This window comes from Variovorax paradoxus, from assembly GCF_030815975.1.
Taxonomy (GTDB): domain Bacteria; phylum Pseudomonadota; class Gammaproteobacteria; order Burkholderiales; family Burkholderiaceae_C; genus Variovorax; species Variovorax paradoxus_N.
In genome coordinates, this window is the sequence record NZ_JAUSXL010000002.1 from 972184 (window position 1) to 989109 (window position 16926).

Consider the following 16926-nt stretch of genomic DNA (forward strand, 5'->3'; position numbering starts at 1 on the left):
GCGCCGGGCCGCCCCAAGCAAGCTCGCCCCCGCTCGGCGGGGAGGCGCGCAGCGCCAGGGGTGCACCAATGAGCCGGCTTGTCGTTGTCTCCAACCGCGTGGCCGACCCGCGCAAGCCTGCGGCCGGCGGCCTGGCCGTGGCGCTCGGCGAGAGCCTGCAGCAAAGCGGCGGCCTGTGGTTCGGCTGGAGCGGCCAGATCGTCGAGAACGGCCCCACGGGCGAAGGCGAGCTGCACATGCAGCAGGCCGGGAAGGTCACGCTCGCCACCATCGACCTGAGCCGCGAGGATCACGACAGCTACTACCTGGGCTACAGCAACGACGTGCTGTGGCCGGTGTTCCACAACCGCCTCGACCTCGCCCACTTCGACGCCGGCTTCATCGGCGGCTACCGGCGCGTGAACCAGCTGTTCGCACGCAAGCTCAAGCCGATGCTGAAGGACGACGACGTCATCTGGATCCACGACTACCACCTGATGCCGCTGGCGGCCGAGCTGCGCGGCATGGGCTGCAGGCAGCGCATCGGCTTCTTCCTGCACATTCCGCTGCCGCCACAGATCATCATCGCGGCCGTTCCGCAGCACGAATGGCTCATGCGCTCGCTGTTCGCCTACGACCTGATCGGCTTCCAGGCGCAGCAGGACGTGCAGCATTTCGAGCACTACGTGCGCAACGAGGCGCATGGCGAATACCTCGGCGACGAGATGTACCGCGCCTACGGCCAGACGGTGCGTTGCAGCGCCTTTCCGATCGGCATCGACGTCGACGAGTTCGCGGCGCTCACGCATGCGAAGGAGTCGCGCGACATGTTCGAGACCATGAAGCGCGAGTACTCGCAGCGCCGGCTGCTGCTGGGCATCGACCGGCTCGACTACTCCAAGGGCATTCCCCAGCGCGTGCGTGCCTTTCGCGAGCTGCTCGCCAACTATCCGGAGAACCGCCGCAGCGCCACGCTGATCCAGATCGCCTCGCCCACGCGCGAAACCGTCGATGCCTATGGCGACATCCGGCGCGAGCTCGAATCGCTGTGCGGCGCCATCAACGGCGATTACGGCGAACTCGACTGGATGCCGGTGCGCTACATCCACCGCATGGTGGCGCGCAAGCGCGTGCCGGGGCTGTGCCGCGCGGCCGCGGTCGGGCTGGTGACGCCGCTGCGCGACGGCATGAACCTGGTCGCCAAGGAGTACATCGCGGCGCAGGACCCGGCCGACCCGGGCGTGCTGGTGCTGTCGCGCTTCGCCGGCGCGGCCGAGCAGCTGAAGGAAGCGCTGCTGGTGAATCCGTACGACACGCACGGCACGGCCGAGACCGTGCAGCAGGCGCTGCAGATGCCACTCGAGGAGCGGCGCGAGCGGCACCAGAAGCTGCTGTCGCGCATCCGCGAGCAGGACATCCATTGGTGGCGGCGCGGCTTTCTCGAGGCGCTGCGCCATGCCGCGAGCCAGCGCTAGCCAGGCCGCCGCCCGCTCAGCTTCCGGTCAACAGCCGCACCAGCCGCATCACCGGCCGGGGCTCGGCGGGCCGTGCCGCCGGTGACTGCTGCGGCGCGTGCACGCGCAGCCGCACCGGCGCCAGCGCCGACAGTTCGATCCAGCCGCCGCGTTCCAGGCGATGCACGTCGCCCTCGTTCAGCACGGTCTTCGCGGTGAACACCGTGTCGCCGAACCATGAGGGCGGCGACGCGAGCAGCGCCCGGCCTTCCAGCATCTCGAGCCAGGTGGCGGGATCGAGTGCTGCGCGCAGGGCCTCGCCCGGTTGCAGGACGACGGTATCGGGCAGTCGGTCGAGAGTGAGGGGGGACATGGGCGCCTTCGGGAGTTGGTGCACTCATCGTAGGAATTCGCGCGCCCGGAAAACAGGCACACGCCCAAGCGATTCGCACCGGAACAGCGGTGATCGCGGCGCATCTGTTATGGTCGTTTTCCTTCGCAACTGCATCTGTTTTTGGATGCGCGACAGGGAGAGCATTGAGGCCATGGATTCGCTACCGCTCTATCGCCAGCTTGCCGCGCACTACGTGGACGCGATTCACACCGGCTCGCTCAAGCAGGGCGACAAGCTGCCTTCGCTGCGCAGCCTCATGCGCCTGCACGGCATCAGCCTGTCGACCGCGCTGCAGCTGTGCCGCACGATGGAAAGCGACGGCTGGGTCGAGGCGCGTGACCGCTCGGGCTACTTCGTGCGCCGGCCACGGCGGCTGGCGATTGCGCCGATCGAAGAGCCCGCGGCCGGCGTGCCACCCGACCCGGCGCAGTACGTGGGCATCCATGCCAAGGTGTCGGACTTCGTGGCGCGCCGGCGGCAGCTCTCCGAGAAGCTCAACCTTTCGATCGCGCGCGGCGCACCGGAGCTGTATCCGGCCGAGGCGCTGCGCAATGCGATGACGCGCATGCTGCGCCAGCAGCCGGACATGCTGACGGTCGCGGCGCCGCTCAAGGGCCATCGCCAGTTCCGCGAGGTGCTCGCGCAGCGCAGCCTGCGCGTGGGCATGGCGATCTCGCCGGAAGACATCCTGGTCACCAACGGCTGCATCGAGGCGCTCAACCTCGCGCTGCGCGCCGTGGCGCAGCCAGGCGACACGGTGGCGGTGGAGTCGCCCACCTTCTACGGCCTGCTGCAGGTGCTCGAGAGCCTGGGCATGCGCGCGCTGGAGATCCCGACCAGCCCGCAGACCGGCCTCTCCATCGAGGCGCTGGAGCTCGCGATCCGCACCTACGACAACATCAAGGCCGTGGTGGTGGTGCCGCACCTGCAGAACCCGCTGGGCAGCGTGATGCCCGATGCCCACAAGGCGCGGCTTGCGCAGCTGTGCGAGCGGCATGAGATTCCGCTGATCGAGGACGACACCTACAGCGAGCTCGTCGATGCCCCGACGCCGCCGCGCGCCCTCAAGTCCTGGGATGCCAGCGGCAATGTGATCCATTGCGCCTCGCTGCACAAGATCCTTGCGCCCGGCCTGCGGCTGGGCTGGATCACGGCCGGCCGCTGGCACGCGCGGGTGGAGATGCTCAAGTACGCGCAGACCCGCAACAACGAGGGCCTGTCGCAAAGCGGGGCCGGCCTGTTCATGGCCACCGGCGCCTACGACCGCCATCTGCGCCACTTGCGCAGCTGCCTGAAGACGCAGCGCGAGCAGACCGCCGATGCGATCGCCGGCTACTTTCCAACGGGCACGCGCATCAACCTGCCGCCCGGCGGGCTGCAGCTGTGGGTCGAGCTGCCCGAGCGCCTGTCGTCATCGCGGGTCTTCGATGCGGCGCTCGCGGAGCGGATCGTGGTGGCGCCCGGCACGCTGTTCTCCAACTCCTCGCGCTTCGATCACTACCTGCGCATCAACTGCGGCTGGCCCTATGGCGAGGAGGTCGACACGGGCCTGCGCCGGCTGGGCCAGATCGTCGAGGCACTGATGAGCCGCGGCGCCGGAGCGGCTGCGGCGCAGCCCATGCGGCCGGCATCGCCCCCGGCTCCCGCCCGGCCGCCCGAGGCGCGCCGGAGTCAGTCCAGCAGTGCCAGAGCGGCGTAGTCGCCGACCTTTTCGCCGAGCCCCGCGGGCACCAGCAGCACGCCGCGCGTGAGCGGCTTGAGCTTGCCGTCGACCTGCGCCTGCAGCCGCGGCAGCAGAAAATCGCGGTGGTGCCAGAACACGCTGCCGCCCAGGCTGATGCGCTGGAGGTCGAGCGTGGCAATCAGGTTGTAGATCATCCGGCCCATCACGCGGCACAGCGCATCGACGATCTCGATGGCGTGCGGCTCACCGCCCGAGGCGGCCGAGAACAGGTCGGGCGCGGGCTGCCCGAAGCGGCGCGCGATCGAGTTGCCCGCCACCAGCGCCTCCACGTCGCCGAGGTTGCCGCAGCCGCAGAGCGCGCCGCTGGCGTCGTCCACCACAAAGCTGTGGCCCGCATGGCCGGCATTGCCGTTCTTGCCGCGCAGCGCACGGCCGTCCACGCACAGGCCCACGCCCACGCCGGTGCTCCAGGTGACGTAGGCGCAGTGGTCCAGGCCCTGCAGCGCGCCCCAGTGGCGCTCGGCCTCGAGCGCGGCCACGGCGTCGTTCTCGACCCGCACGCGGCCGAAGCGCCGGGCCAGCGGGGCTTCGATGATCGCCGTCATCCAGCTGTTGGGCAGGCCGCGCGCCGGTCCGGCAATGCCGCCGCAGATATTGGGCGTGGCCAGTTCCACCATGCCGTCGCGCAGTTCGAAGGGGCCGGTGGACGAGACGCCCACGCGGTCGATGTCGGCGGGAGCGATGCCCTGCTCGGCGCAGACCTCGTCGATCATGCGCATGATCTGCACCGCCACGGCGTCGTTGTCGCCGGTCTTGGCGGTCGGCTCGCTGCGGCGGCCGGCCAGCGGCGCATCGCTCGAAGGGGAAAGGCTCACGGCCACCTTGGTGCCGCCGATGTCAACGCAGGCTCTCATCGCGTGGTTCTTCTCTGTTGGTTCTCTTGGCTCGTCATCGATGGCGCTAGACGAAGCGCGCCACCAGCGCCGCGATCATGCTGAGCACCAGGGTGCTCGAGATCGGCAGCTGCCAGTCGCGGCCGAAAGCGCGGAATTCGAAATCGCCAGGCAGCCGCCCGAAGCCGAACCGGCGCAGCCAGGCCGTGAGGCCGCTCATGAGCACCAGGGCAAGGACGACGACGATCAGCCAGCGGATCATGGGAACAGTCTAGGCCGCAAGGATGGCCATGGCTTGTCGGTGAAGTTCGGGCGTTGCGGCCGCAATCACCCGGCCATCGGACTCGAGCCCCAGCGGCTGGCCCTGCCAGTCGGTGATAACGCCGCCCGCGGCCTCGATCACGCCCGCCGGGCCCAGGTAGTCGTAGGGCTGCAGCCCGGTTTCCACCACCAGGTCGATGGTGCCGCCTGCCAGCTGGGCGTAGCCGTAGCAGTCGCCGCCGAAGCGCCGCATCGCGCACTGCCGGCTGAGGCGGTCGAAAGCCTGCCAGTCGGCCGGCGCGAAGATGTCGGGCGAGGTGGTGACGATGCGCGCCCTGGCCATTTCGGTGCAGCCGCTCGCGTGCACCGGCTGGCCGTCGCGCGTGGCGCCCTGGCCGGCCTGGCCGATCCAGCGCTCCTTGAGCACCGGCATGTCGATCATGCCCAGCACCACGCGCGAGCCCTGCAGCAGGCCGATCAGCGTGCCCCAGAGCGGCGATCCGGTGATGAAGCTGCGCGTGCCGTCGATCGGGTCGAGCACCCAGACGCGCTCGGCGTCGAGCCGTTCGAGGCCGTGCTCCTCGCCGAAGATGCCGTCCGCCGCAGCGCGCACGGCCAGGATCTCGCGCATGGCCGTCTCGGCGGCGCGGTCCGCCAGCGTGACGGGGCTCTCGTCGGCCTTGGTGATGATGTCGAGCGGCGTGCGGAAATGGCGCATCGAATGCGCGGCGGCCGCATCGGCCAGCGCATTGGCAATCGACAGGAGATCGGAGGCTGGGGAGCTCATGAAGAAATGGACAGGTGCCAAAACCTGCAATTAGACCCGAGCCGGCTCCGGTTTGACATGCGCGGGGCCATCGCTCTAGCATGGTCCGGAAACTGCCCGCTCGACCGAATGGCTCCATTCCGATTTCTGCGTACCGCGCTGCTGGCGCTTGTGCTCGGCCTTGCGGCCGCAATGGCCCAGGCCACCCCTTCCGCGTCGGAGCAAAAGCTCATCGACACGCTGATCCTGCGCGTCTCGAAGATGTCGTCGATGACCTTCATGCGCAACGGCAAGGAACACGACGCAGCCGAGGCCGCCAAGCACATGCAAGCCAAGTTCGATCACTTCAAGGACGAGATCGCCACGGCGGAAGACTTCATCGACCGCTGCGCCTCCCGTTCGGAAGTGACGGGCAAGGCCTACAAGGTCAAGATGTCGAACGGCTCGATGCGAGATGCCAACGAATTCCTCAATGCCGAACTGCGCGCGCTGCGCCGGGGCGGCGGCAGGGCCGGAGCCGGTTGAACCGGGCTGCCCTCGGGGAAGCAAGCAATCAGAAGGGCGTGTCACCCACGATGGTGGTGCGGTTCAAGCGGCGCCGCAGGTGATCGGGCGTGCCGGCCGCCAGGTGCATCAGCGAGCGGTTGTCCCAGAACACCAGGTCGTGCGGCGCCCACTGATGGCGGTACACGAACCCGGGCTTCACGCTGTGAGCGAACAGTTCGGCCAGCAGCGCGTCGCTTTCCTGCTGCGGCAGGCCGACGATGCGCGTCGTGAAATGCTCGCTGACGAACAGCGCCTTGCGGCCGGTTTCGGGATGCGTGCGCACCACCGGCTGCACGGCGGGCGTGACCTGGTCGATCTGCTCCTGCGAGAGCTTCGGCCGCCACGGGTTCTTCGCGCGCAGCTCTTCGTACTTGGCGAGGTAGCTGTGCTCGGCCTTGAGCGGCAGGATGCGCTGCTGCAGTTCAGGGCGGAGCGACTCCCAGGCGAGGTGCTGGTCTGCGAACAGCGTGTCGCCGCCTTCGCTCGGCAGCTCCTGCGCGTGGAGCAGCGAGCCCAGGCTGGGCTTGGGCTTGTACGAGATATCGGAGTGCCAGTAGACGCCCGCATCGCCCAGGCCGATGGGCTCGCCGTTCTCCTTGATGTTGGAGACGATCAGGATCTCGGGATGGTTCTTCAGGTGGAACTGGTGCAGCACATGGATTTCGAGCGGGCCGAAGCGGCGGCTGAAATCGATGTGTTCTTGCGGACTGATCTGCTGGTCGCGGAACACCAGCACGTGGTGGTCGAGATGCGCGCGGTGGATGCGTGCGAAATCTTCGTCGTTGATGGGCTTGGAGATGTCGAGGCCGACGATCTCGGCGCCTACGGGGGCGTCGAAGGGGCGCACTTCGAAGTGCTGCTGCGCGGCGGGCCTGGCCACGCGGGGAAGAACGGCTGTCATGCCGCGAATGTAGGTTCAGGGGTGCCGTTTCCCAACGAACTCTTTGTTGCTAGCTTATGACTCTGTCAAAGCGTATGACTCCGATCCCCCTCCGCAAACCCCATCGCCTCCCACCCTTCTCCCACCGCAAACCCCACCACCTTGAACAGCTCCCCCATTTCATGCTCGTGAATGAGCCGGGCTGCCATTCCCCTCTCGGCAGTGCTGCCCTGCCCCATCCTCTCCAGCAGCCCGCAGTTCAGCAGAAAGCGCGCCTGGCTGGTGTAGCCCAGCACCTCGAGCCCGGCTTCCTGCCCCGCGAGCGCGATGCCGGTGAAATTGACGTGCGCCGTGATGTCCTTGTAGCCCACGTCGGACAGCGGATCGCCGTCGGCCTGGTGTGCGCGGTGGCACATCACGGTGCCCATGTGGCGCTGCGGGTGGTAGTACTCGCGCTCCGGAAAACCATAGTCGATGAAGAAGGCCGCGCCTTTCTTCAGGCGGTCCGCCAGGGTCGCGACAAAGGCCTCGGCCTGCGGATGGATTTCGGTCAGGTAGTCGTGCTCGCCGGGCACCTCGAACGGCGGCCGCAGCGCGGTCTCGCGGTCGGCCCAGGTCCAGCCGTCGGCGCGTGCATTGCGCACCACGCCGCGCTCGAACCATCGGCCGCCCACGCGTGCCAGCAGCTGCACCGGCATCGCGTCGAGCACCTCGTTGCCGATCACCACGCCGTGCATCGCCTCGGGAAGTTCGCCAAGCCATTCGACGCGCCCTGCGTAGCGCACCAGCGCCTGCTGCTGCCGCTCGCGCAAGGTACCGGACAGGTCGACGATGCGGTAGCGCACGTCGCCGCGGCCCATCTCGTCGAGCGCGTGCAGCAGCTGCACCGCGAGCGCGCCGGTGCCGGCGCCGAACTCCCAGACCGTGTCGGTGCCGGTCTTCGCGAGCGCCTCGGCCACCTGCGCTGCGAGCGCCTGCCCGAACATGGGCGTGAGCTCCGGCGCCGTCACGAAGTCGCTGCCCGAAGAGGGCATGTGGCCGAACTTGGCCGAGCTGTTGGCGTAATAGCCCAGCCCCGGCGCATACAGGGCCAGCGCCATGAAGCGGTCGAAGCCGATCCATCCGCCCGCGCGTTCCACCGAACGGGCAATCAGGATATCGAGGGCGATGGGTAAACTGTTCGTGGTCGTTTTTGTCGTCACCCGCCGATTCTCCCTTCTCTGCCCGCATGAGCACAGTGCCCCTTCCTCCTGTTACGCCGGCCCGCCGCACCGTCCTGGTCACGGGTGCCGGCCGGCGCCTGGGCCGCGAAATTGCGCTGGCGCTGGCCGCGGGAGGCTGGCAGGTGGCAGTGCACTACCGCAGCTCGCGCGCCGAGGCCGAGCAAACGGCGGCCGATTGCGCAGGCCTCGCGGGCAGCTCGGCAGTCTTCGAGGCCGACCTGCTCGACGAAGGCGCCACCCGCGCCCTGCTGCCGCGCGTGGCGGCGCACTTCGGCGGGGTCGATGCCGTGGTCCACAGTGCGGCTCTCTTCGAGCACGACGACGCCGCGAGCTTCAGCTACGCGCTCATGGAGCGCCATGCGCGCAGCAACACCGGCGCGGCCATCCTGCTGGCGCAGGCGCTGCGCGACCACCTGGCGCTGCGCGATGCGCAGGGCGCGGTGGTGCACCTGCTCGACCAGAAGCTCTGGAACCCCAACCCCGACTTCCTGAGCTACACGCTGTCGAAGGCCGCGCTCGAGGCCGCCACGCCCATGCTGGCGCTGGCGCTGGCGCCGCGCGTGCGGGTGGTGGGCGTGGCGCCCGGCCTCACGCTGCCCAGCCACATGCTGGACGAAGACAGGTTCTCGAAGCTGCACACGCTCTCGCCGCTGGGCCGCTCTTCCACGCCGGCCGACGTGGCGGCCACGGTGAAGTTCGCGCTGGAGAACCAATCGATCACCGGCACCACGCTCGTGGTGGACGGCGGCCAGCACCTCATGAAATTCGACCGCGACTTCTCGCTGATGTGAGCCCCACCATGCCTTCCAACCCGATCGGCCGCCAGACACTCACCCTGCAGGGGCTGCGCTTCGACGCCAACCTGGGCATCCTCGACCAGGAAAAGACGGCGCCGCAGCCGATCCAGGTCGATGCCGAGCTGCACCTGGGCGCGCAGCCGCTGCTGCCGAAGGACGACGACATCTACCACGTGCTGGACTACCGCAAGGTGCGCCGCATCATCATCGACGAGTGCACGGCCGAGCATGTGAACCTGCTCGAAACCCTCATCGGCAAGCTCGCGCAGCGCTTGCTGCAGCTGCCCGGCGTGGTCGGCGTGCGGGTGAAGATCGCCAAGCTCGAGATCTTCGACGACTGCGAGGTGGCTATCCGCATGGAAGCCGGGGAATGGTGAACCAAGGCAAAATCGGGCCCTCCTCCCCCGATTTGCCTGACCGAAGCAGCCCACCCATGAACGCCGTCTGGATCGACGAGGCGCCCGTCGCCGGCGCCACCACCCCCGCCAATTCCCTGAAGATCGAGCGCGAGACGCACAAGCTCGAAAAGCGCCTGTGCCGCGAGGTCGGCCGCGCCATCGTCGACTACAACATGATCGAAGAAGGCGACAAGGTCATGGTGTGCGTCTCGGGCGGGAAGGACAGCTACGCGATGCTGGACATCCTGCTCAAGCTCAAGGCCCGCGCACCCATTCATTTCGACATCGTCGCGGTCAACCTCGACCAGAAGCAGCCCGGCTTTCCCGAAGAGGTGCTGCCCAGGTACCTGAGCGAACTGGGCGTGGACTTCCACATCGAGAACCAGGACACCTACAGCATCGTCAAGCGCGTGATTCCCGAGGGCAAGACCACCTGCGGCCTGTGCAGCCGGCTGCGCCGCGGCATCCTGTACCGCGTGGCGGACGAGCTGGGCGCCACCAAGGTCGCGCTCGGCCACCACCGCGACGACATGCTGCAGACTTTCTTCCTCAACATGTTCTTCGCGGGCAAGCTCAAGAGCATGCCGCCCAAGCTGGTGAGCGACGACGGCAGGCACATCGTGATCCGCCCGCTGGCCTACGTGGCCGAGAAAGACCTGGTGCGCTGGGCGCAGCACCGCGAATTCCCGATCATTCCGTGCACGCTCTGCGGCAGCCAGGAAAACCTGCAGCGCAAGCAGGTCGGCGAGATGCTGCGCGAGTGGGACAGGAAGCACCCCGGCCGCGTGGAGAACATGTTCACCGCGCTGCAGAACGTGGTGCCTTCGCATCTGCTCGACGGAACGCGGCACGACTTCAAGGGTCTGAAGGCGACCGGCGTGGCCGACGAAGACGGCGACAAGGCCTTCGACACGCCCTCTTTCGACCTGCTCTCCCAGGCACCTGCAGCCCTGCGCATCCTTCAGGGCTGAGCGGGCAACCCAGGGGAATTTTGGGCCGATTAGGGCCTGTTCACACTGCTAACGGAGTCGCGAAGGCATGCCAAAGCGGACAAGTCAAGGCGCGCGACGCCGCGTGTGCGTCGGCACACGCAAGGAGTGCAACGCGGAGTTGGCCGCTTTGGCATGCCTTCCCTCCGGGTTGTTCGGCAAAGGGGCCGTCTGCGGCGTTGCCCGCGCTTGCAAGGCGCAAGCCTTGCTGCGCACGGGCGCCTTGCAGCCAGCCCCTTTGCCGAACAACGCGATCTCCGTTAGCAGTGTGAACAGGCCCTAGCCCGGAGATCCTCATGAAACGTGCGTTTTCAGCTCTTCTTCTGATAGCAACACTGAGCGGCTGCGCCACCTCCTGGGTGGTCGACAGCGATGTGAAAAGCTTTTCGTCGCTTGGCACGGTGCCGCCCGGCGCCACCTACCGCTTCGAGCGCCTGCCATCGCAGCAGGCCGACCCCGCGCGGCAGGAATCGCTCGAAGCCATGGCCGCCGCCGCACTCGACAAGGTCGGCCTGCGCCGCGACGATGCCAGGCCGCAGTACAGCGCGCAGATCGGCGCCCGCGTCACGGCGGGCCTCTCGCCCTGGGCCGATCCGTGGCTCTTCGATGGTCCCTGGGGCTATGGCTACGGCTATCCCGGCTATCCACGCCGCTGGTATGGCGGCGGCTGGTACGGCGGCCCGGCCTTCATGCCGCCCGCGGCCAACCCCTGGTACGAGCGCGAAGTGAGCATCGTGCTGCGGGAGACCGGCTCGAACCGCGTGGTCTACGAAACACGGGCCCGCAACGACGGCCCGTACAACCTCAGCGCGACCATCCTGCCGGTGATGTTCCAGGCCGCGCTGCAGGGCTTTCCGAATCCGCCCCAGGGCGAGCGCCGGGTGAACATCGAGCTGTCCGCGGCCAAGAAATGACGCGCTTCTAGAATCCAGCCAGATGGAAGAAATCACACGCCTGATTGCCGTTCGCCATGGCGAAACCGCCTGGAACGTCGACACGCGCATCCAGGGCCAGCTCGACATCGGCCTCAACGACACGGGGCTCTGGCAAGCCCGGCGCGTCGGCCAGGCGCTGGCGCACGAAGATATCGGCGCCATTTATGCCAGCGACCTGTCGCGCGCCTGGCAGACCGCACAGGAGATCGCCAGGCCCCATGGCCTGGCGGTGCAGCCCGAGCCCGGCCTGCGCGAACGCGCCTTCGGCCACTTCGAGGGCATGAGCTTTGCCGAGATCGAGTCCACCCTGCCCGAGCAGGCCCGGCGCTGGCGCGAGCGCGACCCCGAGTTCCAGCCCGAGGGCGGCGAGAGCCTGCTGGTCTTCCGCGAGCGCGTGACGCGCATCGCAGCCCGCATCGCCGCGCGCCATCCGGGCCAGCTGGTGGCGCTGGTGGCGCACGGCGGCGTGATGGACGTGCTCTACCGCGCCGCCACGCGCCAGGAGCTGCAGGCGCCGCGCACCTGGCAGCTCGGCAATGCGGCCATCAACCGCATGCTGTGGACGCCCGAGGGCTTCAGCCTGGTCGGCTGGAGCGACACCGCCCACCTGGCGGCGGACGACGACATCCTCGACGAATCGACGACCTAGGCGTGCGAAGCCGCGTGCTCCGCGGCACCAGCGGCCTCGGCCTTCGCCTCGCCCGGCAGGTCGACCATCGGCCCCGTGCCGCTGTAGCGGTCGAGCGCCAGGTAGATCGCGGGCGTGATGTAGAGCGTGATCACCTGCGAGAAGATCAGCCCGCCCACCACCGCCACACCCAGCGGCTGGCGCAGTTCGGCGCCGGCGCCCAGCCCCAATGCGAGCGGCAGCGCGCCCATCAGCGCGGCCAGCGTGGTCATGAGGATCGGGCGGAAGCGCAGCCGGCAGGCCTCGCGGATCGCATCGACCGGCTTCATGCCTTCGGTGCGCTGCGCGTCGAGCGCGAAGTCGATCATCATGATCGCGTTCTTCTTCACGATGCCGATCAACAGCAGAATGCCGATGGTCGCGATCAGCGTCAGGTCGAAGCCGAAGAGCTTGAGCGAGAGCAAGGCGCCCACGGCCGCCGACGGCAGCCCGGCCAGGATGGTCAGTGGGTGGATGTAGCTTTCGTACAGCACACCCAGCAGCACATAGATCACGAGCACGGCCAGCACCAGCAGCACGGCCTGGCTGGCCTGCGAACTCTGGAACACCGCCGCATCGCCGCCGTAGGTGGTGATGATCGACTGCGGCATCTTCAGCTCTTCCTTGAACTGGTCGATCTTCGCGGTCGCGTTGCCCAGCGGCACGTCGGGCGCGAGGTTGAACGACACGGTCACTGCCTGCAGCTGCCCCTGGTGGTTGACCGAGGTCGGCCCCACGGTGCGCTTGACGGTCGAGAAGGCCGACAGCGGCACCAGCTTGCCGCTGGTGCTGCGCACCGACAGGCGTGAGACGTCGTCCTCGAACTGCCGGTCGCTGTCTGCGGCCGAGAGAATCACCTGGTAGGTGTTGCTCGCGCCGTAGATGCTGCCGATCTGCCGGTCGCCGTACGCGTTGTAGAGCGCGGTGCGCAGGTCGCCCACGGCCACGCCGAGCACGCCGGCCTTGTCGCGGTCGATCTCCAGCGTGGCCTGCAGGCCGCGGTTCTGCGAATCGCTGGTGACGTCGCGGAAGGCCGGATCGGCGCGCATGCGCTCCATGAGCCGCGTGGCCCAGGGCACCATCTCGCCCGCGTTGACGCTCTGCAGCGTGTACTGGAAGCGCGCCTTGCTCTGGCGGCCGCCCAGGCGCAGGTTCTGCACCGGCTGCATGTAGACCGCCATGCCCGGAATCTCGCGGAAGCGCTGGCGCAATGACTCGAGCACCGCGGCCATCTTGGGACGCTCGCTGCGCGGCTTGAGCACCGCGAACAGCCGGCCGGAATTCTGCGTGGCGGTCGGCCCGCCCACGCCCACGAACGAGCTCACGTAGGCCACGCTCGGATCGGCCTGCAGCGCAGCGGCCACGCGTTCCTGCAGCGCATTCATGGCGGTGAAGGAGATGTCTTCGGCCGCTTCGGTGGTGATCTGGATCTGCCCGATGTCTTCCTCGGGAAAGAAGCCCTTCGGAATGGAGACGAACAGCCAGGCCGTGACGACGAAGGTGGCGCCCGCCAGCAGCAGCATGAGCGTGCGGTGCGCGAGCGTCCAGTCGAGCGTGCGCATGTAGCTTGCATGCACCCAGCGGTAGCCGCGCTCGAAGGTGCGGCCGATGGCGGTGCCGGGCTCGGGGTGCTCTTCCTCGTGGTCGAGCATGCCTTCCTTGCGCGGCACGTGCTTGAGCAGCCGGCTCGCGAGCATCGGCACCAGCGTGAGCGACACGATGGCCGACACCAGCACGGCGAGTGCCACCACCACCGCGAATTCATGGAACAGGAGGCCGATCACGCCCGGCATGAAGAAGATGGGAATGAACACCGCCACCAGCGAGATCGAGATCGAAATGATGGTGAAGCCCACCTCGCGTGCCCCGCGCAGCGCCGCGGCCATCGGCTCCATGCCTTTCTCGACGTAGCGCATGATGTTCTCGAGCACCACGATCGCGTCGTCCACCACCAGCCCCACGGCCAGCGTGATGCCCAGCAGCGAGACGTTGTCCAGGCTGTAGCCGAAGGCGTAGAGCAGCGCCACCGCGCCGATCAGCGAGATGGGAATGGTCGCGGCCGGAATCAGCGTGGCCACCAGCCGGTGCAGGAACAGGAAGATCACCAGCACCACCAGCGCAATGGTGCCCAGCAGCGTGAGCTGCACGTCGTGCACGGCCTCGCGGATGGACAGCGAGCGGTCGTTCACCATGTGGATCTCGACCGATTGCGGCAGCTCGGCCTTGAATCGGGGAATGAGCGCGCGCACCGCGTCCACCACCTGCACGGTGTTGGCATTGGGCTGGCGCTGCACGGCCAGCGAGATGGAGCTCTGGCCGTTGAAGCTGCTGGCGGTCTTGACCGACTCGAAGCTGTCCTCGATGGTGGCCACTTCGTCGAGCCGCACCGGCGCGCCGTTGCGCTGCCCGACGATCAGCTTGGCGAAATCTTCCGCCTTGGTGAGCTGCCGGTTGGCCTGGATGGTGAGCGTCTGGCGCGGCCCGTCGAGCACGCCGACGGGCGTGTTGGCGTTGGCCGAGTTCACCGCCTTGGCCAGTTCGTCGAGCGTGATGTTGCGCGCGTTGAGCAGATCGGCATTGGCCTTGATGCGCACCGCGAAGGCCTTGCGGCCGTACACGCCCACCTGCGCCACGCCGTCGATGGTGGAGAGCGTGGGCGAGATCAGGTTCTCGGCATAGTCGTTGAGCTCGGCCGGGTTCATCGACGGCGAGATCAGCGCGATGAACAGCACCGGCGCATCGGCCGGATTCACCTTGCGGTACGAAGGCAGCTGCGTCAGCTCCTGCGGCAGCTGGCGCTGGGCGCGCAGCAGCGCGGCCTGCACGTCGACGGCGGCGGCATCGATGTCGCGGCTGCTCACGAATTCCAGCGTGATCGAGCTCACGCCCTGGGTGTTGACCGAACTGATGGTCTGCAGGCCCGGAATGGTCGAGAACTGCTTCTCGAGCGGCAGCGCGACCGACGAAGCCATGGTGTCCGGGCTCGCCCCCGGCAGCTGGGCATTCACGTTGATGACCGGCGTGTTGTAGCTCGGCAGCGCGGCAACCGGAATGCTGAAATAGGCAAAGATGCCGGCCACCACCACCGCGGCGGACAACAGCACCGTCATCGCGGGACGACGGATGCACAGCTCGGAGATGTTCATGCGCGTTCCCGCGGCGCCTGGCTGTCGGAGGAGGCCGCGCTCCCCGGCGTGACGCCGGTGGTGCCGGCCGGCGCGGCCTTCTTGTCGACGCGGACCTTGCCGCCCGGGCGCACGTTCTGGCTGCCCTCGATGACCACCTGCTCGCCCGGCTCGACGCCGCTCAGCGCCACCTTGGTGCCGAAAGTGTGGAGCACCTGCACCTTGCGGCGCTTGGCATTCATGGCCTCATCGACCACATAGAGCGAAGCGCCGTCGGACAGCATCATGAGCGCCGCGGCCGGCACCACCGTGGCGCCGGACAGCGTGCGAACCGTGATCCGCGTGCCGACGAACTGGCCCGGCCAGAGGCTCTGGTCGGCGTTGTCGAACACCGCCTTGGCGCGCACGGTGCCGATCTGCGGATCGACCGTGTTGTCGACGAAATTCAGCACGCCGGCCAGCGGCTCCTTGCGTCCGGCGACCAGCGCCTCGACCCTGGCCTTGCTGCGCGCCGCCGCCAGCAGGTCCTGCAGGTTGGCCTCCGGCACCGGGAAGCTCACCGCAATGGGGTCGAGCTGCGTGATGGTGACCAGCGACAGCGTGGGCTGCACCAGCGTGCCGGGGTAGATGTTGACGGCACCGATCCGCCCTGCAATGGGAGCGCGCAGCGTGGCATAGCCGAGCGCCACCTGCGCCGACTGCACCGCGGCGCGGTCGGCCGCCACCGCGGCGCGCTGCGCCTCGAGCTGCGACAGCGTCGCGTCCGTGGCGCTCCTGGAAATGAAGTTCTGCGCCAGCAGCTCCTGGCTGCGCTTGTACTGGCGTTCGAGGTCGGCCATGGTGGCCTCGTCGCGCTTCTGCTGGGCGCGGGCGCGGGCCAGGTTGGCCTGGTCGTTGCGGTCGTCGAGCGTGAAGAGCAGTTGGCCCGCCTTGACGAACTGTCCTTCCTTCACGTGCACGGCCTCGACCGTGTTGGTCACCTGCGGCCGCAGGTCCACGCTGTTGAGCGACACCACGCTGCCGTTCACCTGCACCGTGACCGGCACGTCCTGCCGCTCAGCGGTGGCGAGCGTGACGAGCGCAGCCGGTGCACCGCCCGCAGGCGCTCCGCCGGCCGCGGTGGCCGGCCTGGCGTTCTTTGCCGCCATGCGGTCGCCAGCCCCGCTCCACCACCATCCGGCGACGGCTACGATCAGCACACCTGCTAGGGCGAGGACGAGTTTTTTCTTCATGGGTTTATGTGCACTTTGGGCTGACAGCGGCTATTGGAGCAGCGGTCGACTCGCAGTGTCCATGAGTGCCGTAAAGATAAGTAAAGCCGCAATGCCAAGGCCCATGTACAACCCGCTGTGGCGGCGCCAGGGATGATTTCACCCCGCCGCTAAAATCGCCGCTCCACAGCCTCTGGATATACCCCATGAACCGCTGCAAGAAACCCACGAATGCTCTCACTTTCATAGCGCTTTGCACAGTGGCTGCAAGCCTTTTTTCCATCGGCGCCGCAGCCCAGTCCGATGTGCCCCGGCCGCAGAGCCAGAACGAGTCCCTGGTGGGCGGGCGCACGTTCCCGGTCGGCACGCTGCGCGGCAAGTTCATGGTGATCAATGCGCCCGACGTCGACCTCGACGGCCGGGCCGACCGCCTCGCGCCCGGCGCCCGCATCCGCAGCGAGCAGAACATGCTGGTGATGGCAGGCAGCATCGTCGGCCAGAAGTACCTGGTGAACTACACGCGGGATTCCGCCGGCCTGCTGCGCGAGGTGTGGATCCTCACGCCGGGCGAGGCCACGGCCAGCCGCGAGTCGCTGAACAAGCCGTTCCTGAACATCTGGCCGTTCACTTCGAACGACACCGTCAACACGCAATAAAAGATGCCGGCGGGCCGCCGCCCGCCGCGCCGCAGGACGCAACCGCCCTGCATGGGCCCTTCCGGCGA

General features: G+C 68.1%; 17 protein-coding genes. 9 read left to right on the forward strand and 8 right to left on the reverse strand.

Annotated elements, in window-relative coordinates; all coding sequences use genetic code 11:
* The first annotated feature begins 68 nt into the window (after window positions 1-68).
* Complete coding sequence (otsA, locus tag QFZ47_RS08350; RefSeq protein WP_307655201.1) at window positions 69-1454, forward strand: alpha,alpha-trehalose-phosphate synthase (UDP-forming); 1386 nt, start codon at window positions 69-71, stop codon at window positions 1452-1454.
* Window positions 1455-1470: 16 nt separating this feature from the next.
* Here otsA and QFZ47_RS08355 read toward each other — a convergent pair whose 3' ends face one another.
* Window positions 1471-1806, reverse strand: a complete 336-nt coding sequence (locus QFZ47_RS08355) for a hypothetical protein (protein ID WP_307655202.1) — start codon at window positions 1804-1806, stop codon at window positions 1471-1473.
* A gap of 172 nt (window positions 1807-1978) precedes the next feature.
* Between QFZ47_RS08355 and QFZ47_RS08360 the strand changes: the two genes are divergently transcribed.
* On the forward strand, window positions 1979-3526 hold the full coding sequence (locus tag QFZ47_RS08360; protein ID WP_307655203.1) for an aminotransferase-like domain-containing protein: 1548 nt from the start codon (window positions 1979-1981) through the stop codon (window positions 3524-3526).
* Here the strand turns inward: QFZ47_RS08360 and QFZ47_RS08365 are convergent.
* The 3 genes from QFZ47_RS08365 to hisN are packed head-to-tail and all read right to left on the reverse strand — an operon-like array spanning window position 3499 to window position 5452.
* Window positions 3499-4425, reverse strand: a complete 927-nt coding sequence (locus tag QFZ47_RS08365) for an ROK family protein (RefSeq protein ID WP_307655204.1) — start codon at window positions 4423-4425, stop codon at window positions 3499-3501. The genes QFZ47_RS08360 and QFZ47_RS08365 overlap by 28 nt on opposite strands.
* A 46-nt stretch (window positions 4426-4471) precedes the next feature.
* The gene (locus QFZ47_RS08370) at window positions 4472-4666 is read right to left on the reverse strand and encodes a DUF2905 domain-containing protein (RefSeq protein ID WP_307655205.1); all 195 of its coding nucleotides are present in this window, start codon (window positions 4664-4666) and stop codon (window positions 4472-4474) included.
* Between the two features lie 9 nt (window positions 4667-4675).
* A complete protein-coding gene (hisN, locus tag QFZ47_RS08375) occupies window positions 4676-5452 on the reverse strand; it encodes a histidinol-phosphatase (RefSeq protein ID WP_307655206.1) in 777 nt (258 codons plus the stop codon).
* Window positions 5453-5560: 108 nt separating this feature from the next.
* Between hisN and QFZ47_RS08380 the strand changes: the two genes are divergently transcribed.
* Window positions 5561-5956, forward strand: a complete 396-nt coding sequence (locus QFZ47_RS08380) for a DUF5329 family protein (protein ID WP_307655207.1) — start codon at window positions 5561-5563, stop codon at window positions 5954-5956.
* A gap of 28 nt (window positions 5957-5984) precedes the next feature.
* Here the strand turns inward: QFZ47_RS08380 and QFZ47_RS08385 are convergent, their stop codons facing one another.
* Window positions 5985-6878 carry a TauD/TfdA dioxygenase family protein gene (locus tag QFZ47_RS08385; protein ID WP_307655208.1) on the reverse strand — a complete coding sequence of 298 codons (894 nt, stop codon included), beginning with the start codon at window positions 6876-6878 and terminating at the stop codon, window positions 5985-5987.
* A gap of 65 nt (window positions 6879-6943) precedes the next feature.
* The gene (locus tag QFZ47_RS08390; protein WP_307655209.1) at window positions 6944-8059 is read right to left on the reverse strand and encodes a class I SAM-dependent methyltransferase; all 1116 of its coding nucleotides are present in this window, start codon (window positions 8057-8059) and stop codon (window positions 6944-6946) included.
* 26 nt (window positions 8060-8085) lie between these two features.
* Between QFZ47_RS08390 and QFZ47_RS08395 the strand changes: the two genes are divergently transcribed.
* The 5 genes from QFZ47_RS08395 (at window position 8086) to QFZ47_RS08415 (ending at window position 11848) form a co-directional block, all read left to right on the forward strand.
* Entirely contained in the window at window positions 8086-8871 is a 786-nt protein-coding gene (locus tag QFZ47_RS08395) for an SDR family oxidoreductase (protein WP_307655210.1), read from the forward strand.
* 8 nt (window positions 8872-8879) lie between these two features.
* On the forward strand, window positions 8880-9254 hold the full coding sequence (locus QFZ47_RS08400; RefSeq protein ID WP_012746124.1) for a dihydroneopterin aldolase: 375 nt from the start codon (window positions 8880-8882) through the stop codon (window positions 9252-9254).
* A gap of 56 nt (window positions 9255-9310) precedes the next feature.
* Entirely contained in the window at window positions 9311-10246 is a 936-nt protein-coding gene (gene ttcA / locus QFZ47_RS08405) for a tRNA 2-thiocytidine(32) synthetase TtcA (protein WP_307655211.1), read from the forward strand.
* Window positions 10247-10560: 314 nt separating this feature from the next.
* Window positions 10561-11178 carry a DUF4136 domain-containing protein gene (locus QFZ47_RS08410; protein WP_307655212.1) on the forward strand — a complete coding sequence of 206 codons (618 nt, stop codon included), beginning with the start codon at window positions 10561-10563 and terminating at the stop codon, window positions 11176-11178.
* Between the two features lie 22 nt (window positions 11179-11200).
* Window positions 11201-11848 (forward strand): histidine phosphatase family protein, encoded by a 648-nt coding sequence (locus tag QFZ47_RS08415; protein ID WP_307655213.1) that lies wholly within the window; start codon window positions 11201-11203, stop codon window positions 11846-11848.
* Here QFZ47_RS08415 and QFZ47_RS08420 read toward each other — a convergent pair.
* On the reverse strand, window positions 11845-15012 hold the full coding sequence (locus QFZ47_RS08420) for an efflux RND transporter permease subunit (RefSeq protein ID WP_307655214.1): 3168 nt from the start codon (window positions 15010-15012) through the stop codon (window positions 11845-11847). The two genes, QFZ47_RS08415 and QFZ47_RS08420, sit on opposite strands and share 4 nt — an antisense overlap.
* Complete coding sequence (locus QFZ47_RS08425) at window positions 15009-16139, reverse strand: efflux RND transporter periplasmic adaptor subunit (protein ID WP_307658905.1); 1131 nt, start codon at window positions 16137-16139, stop codon at window positions 15009-15011. The genes QFZ47_RS08420 and QFZ47_RS08425 overlap by 4 nt, the downstream gene beginning before the upstream one ends.
* Window positions 16140-16462: 323 nt before the next feature.
* Here QFZ47_RS08425 and QFZ47_RS08430 point away from each other — a divergent pair, with 323 nt between their 5' ends.
* A complete protein-coding gene (locus QFZ47_RS08430; protein ID WP_307655215.1) occupies window positions 16463-16858 on the forward strand; it encodes a hypothetical protein in 396 nt (131 codons plus the stop codon).
* The last annotated feature ends 68 nt before the right edge of the window (window positions 16859-16926 follow it).

Bases quoted from the DNA above. Each gene is read 5' to 3' on its own strand.
- otsA (WP_307655201.1), top strand. From the start codon at position 69: ATGAGCCGGCTTGTCGTTGTCTCCAACCGCGTGGCCGACCCGCGCAAG.
- QFZ47_RS08355 (WP_307655202.1), bottom strand. From the start codon at position 1,806: ATGTCCCCCCTCACTCTCGACCGACTGCCCGATACCGTCGTCCTGCAA.
- QFZ47_RS08360 (WP_307655203.1), top strand. From the start codon at position 1,979: ATGGATTCGCTACCGCTCTATCGCCAGCTTGCCGCGCACTACGTGGAC.
- QFZ47_RS08365 (WP_307655204.1), bottom strand. From the start codon at position 4,425: ATGAGAGCCTGCGTTGACATCGGCGGCACCAAGGTGGCCGTGAGCCTT.
- QFZ47_RS08370 (WP_307655205.1), bottom strand. From the start codon at position 4,666: ATGATCCGCTGGCTGATCGTCGTCGTCCTTGCCCTGGTGCTCATGAGC.
- hisN (WP_307655206.1), bottom strand. From the start codon at position 5,452: ATGAGCTCCCCAGCCTCCGATCTCCTGTCGATTGCCAATGCGCTGGCC.
- QFZ47_RS08380 (WP_307655207.1), top strand. From the start codon at position 5,561: ATGGCTCCATTCCGATTTCTGCGTACCGCGCTGCTGGCGCTTGTGCTC.
- QFZ47_RS08385 (WP_307655208.1), bottom strand. From the start codon at position 6,878: ATGACAGCCGTTCTTCCCCGCGTGGCCAGGCCCGCCGCGCAGCAGCAC.
- QFZ47_RS08395 (WP_307655210.1), top strand. From the start codon at position 8,086: ATGAGCACAGTGCCCCTTCCTCCTGTTACGCCGGCCCGCCGCACCGTC.
- QFZ47_RS08400 (WP_012746124.1), top strand. From the start codon at position 8,880: ATGCCTTCCAACCCGATCGGCCGCCAGACACTCACCCTGCAGGGGCTG.
- ttcA (WP_307655211.1), top strand. From the start codon at position 9,311: ATGAACGCCGTCTGGATCGACGAGGCGCCCGTCGCCGGCGCCACCACC.
- QFZ47_RS08410 (WP_307655212.1), top strand. From the start codon at position 10,561: ATGAAACGTGCGTTTTCAGCTCTTCTTCTGATAGCAACACTGAGCGGC.
- QFZ47_RS08415 (WP_307655213.1), top strand. From the start codon at position 11,201: ATGGAAGAAATCACACGCCTGATTGCCGTTCGCCATGGCGAAACCGCC.
- QFZ47_RS08420 (WP_307655214.1), bottom strand. From the start codon at position 15,012: ATGAACATCTCCGAGCTGTGCATCCGTCGTCCCGCGATGACGGTGCTG.
- QFZ47_RS08425 (WP_307658905.1), bottom strand. From the start codon at position 16,139: ATGGCGGCAAAGAACGCCAGGCCGGCCACCGCGGCCGGCGGAGCGCCT.